This is a genomic window from Bradyrhizobium sp. (genome assembly GCF_036009065.1).
GTDB lineage: Bacteria > Pseudomonadota > Alphaproteobacteria > Rhizobiales > Xanthobacteraceae > Bradyrhizobium.
Genome location: NZ_DASYMN010000102.1, coordinates 14,489 through 25,919 on the forward strand (window position 1 = coordinate 14,489; position 11,431 = coordinate 25,919).

The following is an 11,431-nucleotide window of genomic DNA, read 5'->3' on the forward strand; positions in this document are numbered from 1 at the left end:
TGACGCAGAATTGGTTGCGATGCTCCCCTTCAATCGCCGGCTTGCACTTCGCTCACCACATTGGCTGCAGGAATCGAGGCGCTCCAGTTCAGCCCTTCCGCTGCAAACTCCATGGCGACCCTGGCGCCCAGCGAGCGCTCGACCATTTCGCCGATGACGACGTGGCCGAAACCTTTGCGCTGGGGTGGCGTGACCTGCGGCCCGCCCTGCTCGACCCAGTTCAACAATAGCGGTCCCGCCGCGCCGGCATCGCCGTCGAACGTCCAGGATACGCTTACCTTGCCTGCCGGCACCGATAGCGCCCCGTATTTGATGGCGTTGGTCGCCAGCTCATGAATCGCAAGGCCGAGCGCTTGGGCTGCCTCCGCCGTAACCACAATTTCGGGCCCCGCAAGTTCAATGCGCGAACCTTTAATCTCGGCAAACGCAACCAGTTGCTGGCGCACCAGCTCTGCGAGCGGCGCGCCCTGCCAGTTCTTGGCTACCAGTACGTCGTGCGACGCGGCGAGGCCCTGCAGCCGCCGTTCGAAACGGCGTTCGAACTCTTCCATGGAGCCTGCGGTGCGCGCGGTGCGGCGGGCGATCGACTGAATCACCATCAACAGGTTTTTCGAGCGATGCGATATTTCGTGCATCAGGAACTGGATGTGGTCCTCGGCCGCCTTGCGGTCGGTGACATCGGTCACGATGCTCACCATGCGCTGCGCTTTGCCGTCGGGCCCACGCGCGATCACCTGGCCGCGCCCGCGCAACCAGAGCACGGTGCCGTCTGGGTGAACCGTGCGGTATTCGGACGTAAACGTATCTTGCTTGTCTGCCAATTGGTGGAACGTGTGCATCAGGTGACGGTCCTCGGGATGCAGCGCTCGTTGATACTCGTCGTTCTCGCCGCCCACCTGACCGCGGCCATCGGGCAGTGAAATTCCAAACAGCGCCATGCCCTCTTCGGTCCAGAGCCGCGTCCGGTTGACCAGGTCGGTTTCCCAGGTGCCCATCCGGCCAGCCGCCAATGCCGTGCGGTACCGCGCCTCGCTTTCGCGCAGACTCCGGTTGGCTTCGGACAATTCCGCGGTCTTGCGTTCCAGCGCCTCCTTCGACTCCAGCAGGTCCCGGTCGGCGCGCTGCCGCGCCAGCAGAATGCTCTGGGCGTTCTGCAGCGCCACCGAACGAAGCAGCTTTTCCTCGTCGTCGTCCGATGGCATCAGCGGCCCGCAATCCTGTCCGCAGCAAGCTGCGTTCCAAGCACGCGCGAGCGGATTTTCGCGAACGCGGTGTCGCGGCTGGTGGAGGTGTCGTCGCTGAACGGCGAGAAGCCGCAATCGTCCGTGGTGCCCAGTTGCTCGACTGGAATGTACTCCGCGGCCTGCAAGATCCGGCCGCAGACCTGTTCGGCGGTCTCGAGTTGCGGGTCGATCGGCGCGACCACGCCGACGAATATTCGTTGATCTGATTTCATGTGCTTGCGGATGATCTTCAGAACCCCCGGACGATCCGGCTCGCCCGCCAGCGCAATATAAAAATTTTTGGCGCGCAGTTCGAACAGGCTCGGCAGCAACTCGGCATAGTTGACATCGCTGCTATGGGTAGAGTCGCGGTCGCCGCCGGGGCAAGTATGAATACCGATGCGCCGGCGTTCTTCGGCGGAAAACCGCGACAGCGCCAGGTTGTTCAGATCGATAAAACTGTTGAGCAGGTGTCCGGTGGGATCGAGCTTGATCGCCAGGCGTGCTTCGGTGAAATCGATCTGAACCTTGTGCGCGCCCTTGGATAGGCAGGCGCGCACCTCGGTCTCGTGCTCGCGCAGCAGATCGTCGATAAATTCCTCGCGCGTATAGCCGGGGATGCCTTGCGCCGGATACATCAGGCTCAAGGCCGACGGCGAGATCACCGCCTGCTTGACCGGGACATGGGCGTAACGCTGGGCCACGTCGAGGAAGCGGTCGGCCGATACCTTGTAGCGAAACGGCCCCGAGGTCAGGCGCGGCATATGGCGCGTATGACCCGCGGCGAAGGGAATCCTAAAACCGTCCGGTGCGGTGTTGCCTAGACCGTCCACGCAGTAGGTCCAGAAATTGTGATATTTGCGCTGCTCGCCGTCGGTGATAACGGGCGAGCCCGTGGCCTCGAACCGCGCGATGGTGTCGGCAATGGCGTCCTCGTAGAGCGGGTCTAGCCCAGGGTCGGTATGGTTTCCCGCCGCTGCAATCGCCTCGATCAGGCGCGGCGGCCGCGGAATACTGCCGATCGGTTCGGTAGGAATGCTCATCAGCCCCCCTGCTGGCGCGGACAATGCGATGCCGACCGCAACCCAGCCTTTTTTAGATTACACCGATTAAGTCAAGATAAGCAGGAAATTTCAGAGTTACCGCGTCGCAGCAGGTTGCGGCGATGAGGCGCGAAAAGCCACGCGACTTACCAGACCCGCCTCACCATCGCAGGCGTCAGATCCTTGAGCGATGGCGCACCGACCTGCGCCATCGTCGCGCGCATCTCGGCGCGCAGGATGGTGAGCACGCGCTCGACGCCGGGCTGGCCGAAGGCGCCCAGTCCCCACAGATGAGGCCGGCCGATGCATACCGCCCTGGCGCCGATCGCCAGCGCCTGACGATGTCGCTGCCGCGTCGAAAACCGCTGTCGACCAGAACCGGCATGCGGCCGGCGGCCGCAACGATATCCGGCAGCACGTCGATGGTGGCGCCGACGCCGTCCCCACCCGACCGCCGTGGTTGGAAACGATGATGGCGTCGATCCCCGCCTCCGTTGCGAGCCTTGTATCCTCATGTGTGAGAATGCCCTTGAGCACGATTTTTGTCTTCACCGTGTCGCGCAAGCGCTTGATCGACTCCCAGGTGATGTTGGTGACGGCGGTGCCGCCGACGCCGCCGAGCGCGATGCCGGCAAAATTCGGCTTGCGGCTGAGATAATCGTTGCCGCCATGGCAGCTTCCGCAGTCCCGCGTATCGGTGCGCCGCAGCCGGGTAAAGGTCTCCCACTTCGCTGAGGATCGCACATCCAGCGTCACCACGATCACCGGCGCGCCCGCGCGCTCGGCACGCCTGGCGAGCGCCTCGCCGATCTCCCAGCGCTGCGTCGTATAAAGCTGAAACCACACCGGCGCGCCGCGCGCGGCAATCGCATCCTCGATCGATGTGGTCGCCACCGTGGAAAGAATTTGCAAATGGTTGCCGGTCCTCGCCGCCTTGGCGACGGCGACCTCCGCATCGGGATGAAAGGCGCGGTTGCTGCCCGTCGGTGCAATCACGATCGGACTGTCGTAGCTGATGCCGAGGATGTCGGCGCTGGTGTCGATCTTGCTGACATCGGTGAGTCGCCGCGGTCGCAACTCGAATCTCGAAAACCCTGGCGGTTGGCGCGCAACGTCAGTTCATCGTCGACGCCGGTGGCCATGTAGCCGAAATGCGCCGGCGGAACGTTCTTCTTCATGACCGGCTCGAAGTCGAAGACGTCGAGCGCCTGGGCGGGATCGGCGATCAGCTTGTCGAGTTCGCGCGGCGCCCAGTCCACCGGATCCTCCGGCCGCTGCCCCTGCGCCAGTGCGCCGTGCGCGATCAGCGGACTCGCCGCCAAAAATTGCAGCAGCGGCGCCGGCTGGCGATCTGAAGGTTTGGCCGCGACATCGTGAACCTCAGCAATGCGAGGAGAGCGCGTTGCCGAGCCTGCCACACACCGACGCCGGTACAAACCGGTATTTGACTGCAGCAGCGCGCGCGAACTTCGCGCAAGACCGTTCAGCGGACCGCCGTGATCACGTGCGCCCTGATCCGCCCTTCAACGGGGCCGCTGCCAAACCTGAGCGCCTGCGCCTCGGCGCAGGCTTGCGTGGCCGCCTCCAGGCCAGATGGATCACGCGCCTCGATTTCATTTCGCAGTGGCGTTCCCTGGCAATAGGCGATCGCCGGATCGCGCGGCGATGGAGCCCTGCTGATGGCGCCACGCGTCTCGATCGAGACCGGCGCAAAACCGGCCATGGTCAGCTCTTCGCGGAGCCTTGCCACATCGTGATAGCCGTGCGGGGTGCGGGTCATGAAGCGCGGCGGGTCATTTGGAAAGATCGTCGCCAGTGTTTCGGTGACGACATCGGCGAATTCGTTTTCGGCGATCCGGTCCCACACATTGAAGAAAAAGTGGCCCCCCGGTTTCAGCACGCGGCGCGCCTGCCCGTAGCCCAAAACCTTGTCGGGAAAGAACATCGCGCCGAACTGGCACGCCACCGCATCAAAGGTTTGATCTTCAAACGGCAGCGCCAGCGCATCGGCCTGCCGCCATGTGACCCTGCCCGAGGCCTGTTGTCGCGCCGCAGCGTGATCCAGCATCGGTTGGTTCAGATCGGTCGCCACGATGCGGGCCTGCGCGGGCAGCGTCGATGCAATCGCCCGGGTGAGAACGCCAGTCCCCGCAGCGGTTTCCAGCACGTCCTGCGGCTCGACATTAGCGAGCCGCCCGGCGAGGTCGCGCGCATAGGATTCAAAGATCAGGGGAACCAGGAATCGATCGTAAATCTCCGGGATCGATCCCGCGAACAGCTTGTCCGCCGCTGCCATCGTGCTGCTCCAGTTCGACTGACACAGAGTACCGGTCTACTTCCGCTGAAGATGCCACGAACCATGCCGGCCGTCACCGGGAGCAATATCGCGCAATTCGGCCTACGCGGCGGTCGCGCCACGACCTCCGACACAGGATACGCTCCCCATACCTGTTGGCCCGGCTGCGCCTTTTGGCGCTTCCTGCGTTGCCGAGCAGGAGCCGTAACGGAGCGCGGCACTTGTAACGGTCCACGGTCACCGCGGCGAGATCTGCAGTTCCAGCAGCGCCATCCGTTCGAGCGTTTTCGGATCGGTTTCGCCCTGCTGGGCGGTTCGCAGGATGGTCTCGGCAATCGACTGCACGCTGGCGGAGGAGACCGGGTGCGGAAGGGTCGCGACGGCGCCGTCCATCGCCGTTTTCATGATGCCTATGGTTTCGGGCGGGAAAGATGCGTTGGCGAAGTCTTTCATGGGGTCAGCCTCAATGTTGTTTCGGACGCGGCTCGCGGCGATCTTCCGCTGCCAGCCGTTCCAGCAATGTCTGCAAGCCGGGCATCACCGGGGTGCGCTCGGCGTTCAGCGAGATGCGAAGTCTGTCGCCGATCTCCCTGCGGATGGCGGCGTTATGGGCGCGGTCGATTTGAACGTCGCCTGGATGAGCGAAAATTGCCATGTGCGTTTCGTTTCAATGTTTCGCCGGCAAAATAGCCGGTCCGCGGTCGACGCGTTCGCCGGATGCGCCTTCAACCGCAAAAACTTCAACCGAACGCCATGCCACCGGCTTGAGATGTCGCTTAAACACGCACTCGGGAATCGATTGACAACGGTCGACGTGGCGAAGCGTTCCTCACAACGCCTGCTATTCGCCCGCAGGTTCCCCTATGGAACAAGCACCATGGCGCTCCAGTTCAAATGTCATCGCTCAAGCGAGCGCGACCGAAACTTTACCGAAGGCGCCGAAGTCGGCTTCGATCAGGTCGCCCGATTGAATTGGAAGCGGCGCGTGGCACGTGCCTGTTGTCACCACCTCGCCCGCCTTCAGCGTGACGCCGAGCGTTCGCAGCTCATTGGCCAGCCAGGTCAGCGCGACGCGCGGGTCGCCGAGCACATTGCCCCCGTAGCCGGCAAAACGCTGGCCGCGCAGCGTGACCACCGGCTTTTCCCTGACGAGGTCGACCGAGCGCCAGTCCGCGGTCGATGGCGCGCCAAGCACGAACAGGTGCGCGCAGGCGTTGTCCGCGATGAGTTGCGCTTCGCCGGCGCTGGCGAAATCGGCGAAGCGGGAATCCGGCAGTTCGATCGCGGGATGAAGGGTTTCGACTGCGCCCAAGACATCTTCGATCGAATAGGGAGTCGATCGGGGCGGCAGGCTGCGTCCCATCCGAAACGCAAATTCCGGTTCCCCTACCCGCATGTCGTTGCCGGCCATCGATGCAGTGCCGCCGTTGGCAACCACCCGCTCGGCAAAGATACCGCCGGCCAGCGGGCCGGCGACATTGATGTGCCTTTGGCCGGCTTCGCTGGTGGCCGCGATTTTCCAGCCGAACAAGCTTCCGTAGCCCTGCATCGCGGCCTGAATGGCGTAACCATCGGCGCGATCGCGAGGGCGTTGCGACGGCGAGAGATCGCGTATCTTTGTGCCGGCCTGCCAATGATCGTACAGGGTCCTTGCCGCACCCGCCGTCTGAGTTTTATCGAGCATGCCTTCAAAACTCCGAATGATTGGCGGGATGCGAAGTTATCTGCGATTATATTCGCTTCGGTCGGAAAAGCGGAAGTTTTTGAATGAGCAAGGGCGCGCTGGCTTTATTGATCCACGGCGGCAGCGAGAACTGGTCGCCGCCGCGGTGGAGGGAGCGTTTCCGCAGCGTCTGCGGCGACCGGCGCGTCGCTTTGTTGCCCGGCGATGCGATCGATCCGGTCGACGTCCGCTACGCGGCGGTATGGAAACCGGCGCCGGGCGCGCTTGCGGCATTCCCCAACCTGCGGGTGATTTTCAATCTCGGCGCCGGCGTCGATGCCTTGGTCGCGGACCGCAGCCTGCCGAAGGTGCCGCTGGTGCGCGTTGCGATCGGCGATCTGACCAAGCGAATGACCGAATACGTTGTGCTGCACGTGCTGATGCATCACCGGCAGCAATTGTATCTGTTGGACTGCCAGCGGCAAAGGCGGTGGCAGCCGCGGGCGCAATGGCCGGCCCGCGAAATCCGGGTCGGAATCATGGGGCTTGGAACGCTCGGGCTGGATGCCGCTGCGGTGCTTGCCGGGCTGGGCTTTCGGGTGGCCGGATGGAGCGCCACCGCCAAGCGAATCGAAGGCATCGACAGCTATCATGGCGGTGACGGTCTTGAGCCGTTTCTGAAGCGCACCAGCATTCTGGTCTGCCTGCTGCCGCTGACGCCGCAGACCCGGCATATCATCAACCGGCGCACGCTCTCGATGCTCGATTGCACCGGTCCGCTGGGCGCGCCGGTGCTGATCAATGCCGGCCGCGGCGGCCTGCAGGACGAGGCCGATATTCTTGCCTGCCTGAACGACGGCACGCTCGGTGCGGCCACGCTCGACGTATTCGAAGCCGAACCGCTGCCGGCGGACAGTCCGTTGTGGCAGCACCCCAATGTCATCGTGACGCCGCACAACGCCGCCGATACCGATCCGGAGGAAATATCGAAATATGTGGCCGCGCAAATCGCGCGGTTCGAGGCCGGCGGCGAGTTGGAGAATGTGGTCGATTTGAGCAGGGGGTATTGAGGCGCTGCTTCGAAATCAGAGATTACCCGTCACGAGGCAACAACGAGCGCAAGACCTCAGCGGGGTAACAGCGTTCTGGCAACACGAAAGCCGAACGTATCGACGCGATTGTCCGGAGGATCCCTTTCGCGCCTGGCCGAGCGAAGGGTGTGAGGCGCGTTGTTGAAGGCAGCGCCGCGCAGAACGCGAAGACTGCAGTCTCCCGTCGTCCTTGCCGTGCCATCCCCGGGGTTTTCGGCATTTTTTTCGTTCCAGCAATCCTCCGTCCATTCCCAGACGTTGCCATGCACGTTGTAGAGTCCCCACGGATTGGCGCTGAAACTATCGACCGGAACCGTCGCCTTTCGCCGCCCGCCTTTGGCCGCCGGCATAGACGAAGTTGCCATTGTAGTTGGCTTGGTCGGTTGAAATCGCCGCGCCCCACCAGAACGGGCCAGTCGATCCTGCCCGGGCGACGTATTCGCGCTCGGCCTCGGACAGCAGCCCATAATTTTTCCCCGTGAGCGACGACATCCAGGCGGCATAAGCCTTCGCATCGTTCCAGTTGACACAGACGACGGGGTGGCGGTCGTGCTGCAAAAAGCCGGGCGAGCGCCAATTGCGGTCAGCGTTCAGCTTACGCTCGGACAGCGATAACAGCCGCCGTCGGTGTTGTGACCTGTCGCTGCAACAAATGCCGCGAACTCGCCGCGCGTCACGGCAAAGCGCCCGACCGCAAACGGCTTGGCAATGCTCACCGGCATTTGGTCTTCGCGTCCGGTCGCCACTTCCTCGTCCGGCCGTGCGCCCATCCTGAAGCTGCCGGCGGGGATGACGACCATTTCCGGACAGTCGGGACAATCCCTGTAGGATTGGCCTGCGCCGGGCTTGAGGCAACGTCGTTCGCTTGCTCCGATCTCGACTTCGACTCCATCGCAGCGCTGCGCTGCGGCGGCACCGATCGAAAGCACCCCGATCACCCAGGCAACGGTCAAGCGCGCTAAAGCCAGGTTCGCCTTTTGCTCCATCGCATTTTCTCCATGGATGCGATCTCGACATGCATGCTACCTCGATTCATGCGAGCTCAACCCGGCTATTTGATCGCAATGTCGCCGGGGCTTGCCCAAAACCTTGTTTCACGCCAACACAACGGGATATTAGGAAGTTTCCGTCAGCGTTCGCCGGGAGCGGCATCGCGCGAAAAATTCATTGAGGACAGTCTCTTGCAAACATCGCCCCGAATTCCAGGCCGCTATTATTTCGCGATTTTCGTGCTGGCCTCCGCCACGCTGTCCTACCAGATCCTGATCACCCGCTTCTTCAGCGTCATGCTGTATTATCACTTTGCGTTCGCCGCCATCTCGCTGGCGATGCTCGGGCTGACGCGCGGCGCGATGGAGGTGTACGGCAAACCAGCGCGCTACGCGCCCGAACGCGTAAGCGTGGAATTCGCACACCACGCATCGTGGTTCGCGATGTCGGGCGTTGGCGCGATGATTGGCTTTCTGTGCGTGCCGCTGGTGATGCCCGCGGATTACGTGCCGGCGGCGCTGGCGATCGCGACCTTCGCCTTCGTCATGCCGTTCACCGAAAGCGGCGTCTGTATCACGCTGCTGCTGACGCGCCTGCCCTATGGCGGCGGATGGCTTTATGCGGCCGACCTTGCAGGCGCCGCACTCGGATGCCTCGGGGTCATCTTCGTGTTGCTCGCCGTCGATCCGGTGAGCGCCACGCTGTGGATCGGAGCCTTTGCCGCCGCCGCGGGCTGGATGGTGGTGCGCAACAGGGACGATCTCCGCACCCTGCGCTTAAGCGGCGCGGTGGCGCTGACGCTGGCTGCCGCAGCCACGGTACATACCGGACTTGACGTCGCCGGCAAAAGCCATCTCGGCGTGTTCTGGGCCAAGGGCACCGAGCAAAAAGGAACGCTGTTCGAGCGCTGGAACACCTATTCGCGCGTCAGGGTCACGCCGTACGGCAACAGCACGCCGTTCGGCTGGGGCCTCGCTCGCACGCCGGAAACGAAGATCGAACAGAAACATCTCGACATCGACGCGGATGCGGGCACGGTGATCACCCGGTACGACGGCGACCTTGGCAAGCTCTCCTACCTGAAGGACGACGTCATCAATGCCGCCTATCTGGTGCAGCCGCCGGCCGACGTCGCGGTCGTCGGCGTGGGCGGCGGACGCGACATTCTTTCCGGACTCTATTTCGGCGCCAAGCGCATCCGAGGCATTGAGATCAACCCCGCGATCTTCGAAGTCCTCACCGACAAGTTCGCCGATTTTTCCGGCCATCTCGACCGTGTGCCGGGCGTGTCGTTGGTCAATGCCGAAGCCCGCAGCTACATCAACCATTCGAAGGACCGCTACGACCTGGTGCAGATTTCGCTGATCGACACCTGGGCCGCAACGGCCGCCGGCGGGCTGACGCTCACGGAAAACCGGCTTTACACCGTGGAGGCGTGGGAGGATTTCTACCGGGCGCTGAAGCCCGGCGGGATGCTGTCGGTATCGCGCTGGTTCGATCCGGACGGCCACCGCGGCGAGTTCTATCGCCTGGTGGCGATCGCTGCGAGCGCGCTGCAGCGCACAGGCGTGCCGGCGGCCGAACTGCCTCGCCATGTCGTCGCCCTGAACGTCGGCGGCATCGTGACGGTGATTACCCGTCCCGACGCTTTCACCGATGCCCTGTGGCACCGTGCGCGAACCGCGCTGCTGGGCCAAGGCTTCAAGATCCTGCTGGGGCCGGATGTCGCCTTCGACACCGTCACGTCGACGTTGCTGTCCGGCAAGGCGGACGCGGCATTCTTCGCGTCCCTGCCGGAAAATATCGCGCCCTCGACCGACGACAATCCGTTTTTCTTTTATACCGCGCGCTTCGGCGAATTTGTCGCGCAGCCCGCACTGGCTTTCACCTACAACAACGCGGCGATCAACATGACGCTGCTGCTGATCATGGTGGCGCTTTGCGCGTGCGGCGTTTACATCGCCCTTCCCTTCATCCGTCTCGCGCGGCGGATGCCCTTGTCGGTGCTGACGCCGCCGGTGGCGTATTTCAGCGCGATCGGCATGGGCTTCATGCTGATCGAAATATCGCAGATGCAGCGGCTGATGGTGTTCCTGGGACATCCCGTCTACGGACTGAGTGTCGTGCTGTTCACGATTCTGCTGTTCAGCGGGATCGGCAGCGCCACGGTCGGCGCGCGCGCCCCGCGGCGCAGCGCGATCATCACCAGAATTGCCGCCCTGCTGACAACGCTGGTGGCGGCGGGGCTGCTCACGCCCCCGCTCACCGATTGGGCGCGGTCGGAATCGACCGACATGCGCATTCTGTTGTCCGTAACTCTGCTGGCGCCGCCTGCGTTCTGCATGGGGATGATGTTCCCGCTCGGCCTGAGTATCTGGCGCCGTCATTCCGAACTGCTTCCGTTCTTCTGGAGTGCCAATGGAATTACGTCGATGTTCGCATCGGTACTGGGCATGGCTCTGTCCATCGAATTCGGCATCGCCAGGACATACGCGCTGGGCGTCTGCTTCTATGTCGTCTGTGCGGTCATGATCGTCGCAAGCCGCCAGGCGAGCCGGTTGGGCGTGTCAGGACTCGCGCGCCCGCGTGACGTCGCCGCCGATCCAGGCGCATCGTCGGCGACGTAGATCGCACCTACTTGACCGCGATATCGGGACTCTCGGCAAATCCCTTGATGCGGTCCTTGATGTCGACGAGCGTCTTGAGACTGGTCTCGATCGCAGCGTCGGGAATTTCCCGCAGCACATCGGTCGCGATGGCGTCGCGCAAACTGTCGAGATCGTCCACCAGCTGACGGCCGGCGCCGGTCAGGAACAGGCGGTTGGTCCTTCGGTCTTTGGGGTCCGGACGCCTCTCCAGCAGACCGTGCTCGACCAGGCGGTCGAGCAGACGGACCAGCGAGATCGGTTGCAGTTCGAGGACATCGGCGAGATCGACCTGCGACAATCCTTCCTGCTGCCGCAATCGGAACAGTACGATCCACTGCGCGCGGGTGGTGCCGCGGCCTTTGGCGCGATGGTCGATATAGTTGCGCAGCAGGCGCGAGCTTTCGACCAGTTGCGCGATCAGCTGCCGTTTCAGGTCGAGCGACATATCGGCGGAAGTCCTTCTGGGCCGTGCGGCCT

Annotated in this window: 14 protein-coding genes; 2 read left to right on the forward strand and 12 right to left on the reverse strand. The window is 63.4% G+C overall.

All coding sequences use genetic code 11. The features are described 5' to 3' along the window. Positions 1 to 29: 29 nt before the first annotated feature. From VGP39_RS05995 to VGP39_RS06030, 8 genes are all read right to left on the reverse strand, one after another. Complete coding sequence (locus tag VGP39_RS05995; protein ID WP_327567185.1) at positions 30 to 1,202, reverse strand: sensor histidine kinase; 1,173 nt, start codon at positions 1,200 to 1,202, stop codon at positions 30 to 32. Then, entirely contained in the window at positions 1,202 to 2,266 is a 1,065-nt protein-coding gene (locus VGP39_RS06000; RefSeq protein ID WP_327567186.1) for a cobalamin-independent methionine synthase II family protein, read from the reverse strand. The genes VGP39_RS05995 and VGP39_RS06000 overlap by 1 nt, the downstream gene beginning before the upstream one ends. A gap of 96 nt (positions 2,267 to 2,362) precedes the next feature. Further along, positions 2,363 to 3,343 (reverse strand): alpha-hydroxy acid oxidase, encoded by a 981-nt coding sequence (locus VGP39_RS06005; protein WP_327567187.1) that lies wholly within the window; start codon positions 3,341 to 3,343, stop codon positions 2,363 to 2,365. Continuing rightward, the gene (locus VGP39_RS06010; protein WP_327567188.1) at positions 3,259 to 3,684 is read right to left on the reverse strand and encodes a hypothetical protein; all 426 of its coding nucleotides are present in this window, start codon (positions 3,682 to 3,684) and stop codon (positions 3,259 to 3,261) included. The genes VGP39_RS06005 and VGP39_RS06010 overlap by 85 nt, the downstream gene beginning before the upstream one ends. Before the next feature lie 65 nt (positions 3,685 to 3,749). Beyond that, a complete protein-coding gene (locus VGP39_RS06015) occupies positions 3,750 to 4,562 on the reverse strand; it encodes a class I SAM-dependent methyltransferase (RefSeq protein ID WP_327567189.1) in 813 nt (270 codons plus the stop codon). A gap of 237 nt (positions 4,563 to 4,799) precedes the next feature. Next, positions 4,800 to 5,015, reverse strand: a complete 216-nt coding sequence (locus VGP39_RS06020; RefSeq protein WP_327567190.1) for a hypothetical protein — start codon at positions 5,013 to 5,015, stop codon at positions 4,800 to 4,802. A 10-nt stretch (positions 5,016 to 5,025) separates the two neighbouring features. Next, complete coding sequence (locus VGP39_RS06025; protein ID WP_327567191.1) at positions 5,026 to 5,217, reverse strand: hypothetical protein; 192 nt, start codon at positions 5,215 to 5,217, stop codon at positions 5,026 to 5,028. 249 nt (positions 5,218 to 5,466) lie between these two features. Further along, positions 5,467 to 6,246, reverse strand: coding sequence for a hydratase (locus VGP39_RS06030; RefSeq protein WP_327567192.1), 780 nt, complete (start codon positions 6,244 to 6,246; stop codon positions 5,467 to 5,469). A gap of 83 nt (positions 6,247 to 6,329) precedes the next feature. Between VGP39_RS06030 and VGP39_RS06035 the strand changes: the two genes are divergently transcribed. Further along, positions 6,330 to 7,295: a glyoxylate/hydroxypyruvate reductase A gene (locus tag VGP39_RS06035; protein ID WP_327567193.1), complete on the forward strand. Its 966-nt coding sequence runs from the start codon at positions 6,330 to 6,332 to the stop codon at positions 7,293 to 7,295. Positions 7,296 to 7,351: 56 nt separating this feature from the next. Here the strand turns inward: VGP39_RS06035 and VGP39_RS28120 are convergent, their stop codons facing one another. From VGP39_RS28120 to VGP39_RS06045, 3 genes are read right to left on the reverse strand one after another with little or no spacing between them, the layout of a single operon-like run. Beyond that, entirely contained in the window at positions 7,352 to 7,681 is a 330-nt protein-coding gene (locus VGP39_RS28120) for a formylglycine-generating enzyme family protein (RefSeq protein WP_414644577.1), read from the reverse strand. Then, a complete protein-coding gene (locus VGP39_RS06040) occupies positions 7,617 to 7,970 on the reverse strand; it encodes a formylglycine-generating enzyme family protein (RefSeq protein WP_327567230.1) in 354 nt (117 codons plus the stop codon). Before VGP39_RS06040 ends, VGP39_RS28120 begins: the two co-directional genes overlap by 65 nt. Further along, positions 7,907 to 8,302 carry a formylglycine-generating enzyme family protein gene (locus VGP39_RS06045; protein WP_327567194.1) on the reverse strand — a complete coding sequence of 132 codons (396 nt, stop codon included), beginning with the start codon at positions 8,300 to 8,302 and terminating at the stop codon, positions 7,907 to 7,909. The genes VGP39_RS06040 and VGP39_RS06045 overlap by 64 nt, the downstream gene beginning before the upstream one ends. A 195-nt stretch (positions 8,303 to 8,497) precedes the next feature. Here VGP39_RS06045 and VGP39_RS06050 point away from each other — a divergent pair, with 195 nt between their 5' ends. Then, entirely contained in the window at positions 8,498 to 10,933 is a 2,436-nt protein-coding gene (locus tag VGP39_RS06050; RefSeq protein WP_327567195.1) for a hypothetical protein, read from the forward strand. 7 nt (positions 10,934 to 10,940) lie between these two features. On the opposite strand, the gene VGP39_RS06055 is transcribed toward VGP39_RS06050, so the two are convergent. Next, entirely contained in the window at positions 10,941 to 11,399 is a 459-nt protein-coding gene (locus VGP39_RS06055; RefSeq protein WP_327567196.1) for a MarR family transcriptional regulator, read from the reverse strand. Between the last annotated feature and the right edge of the window lie 32 nt (positions 11,400 to 11,431).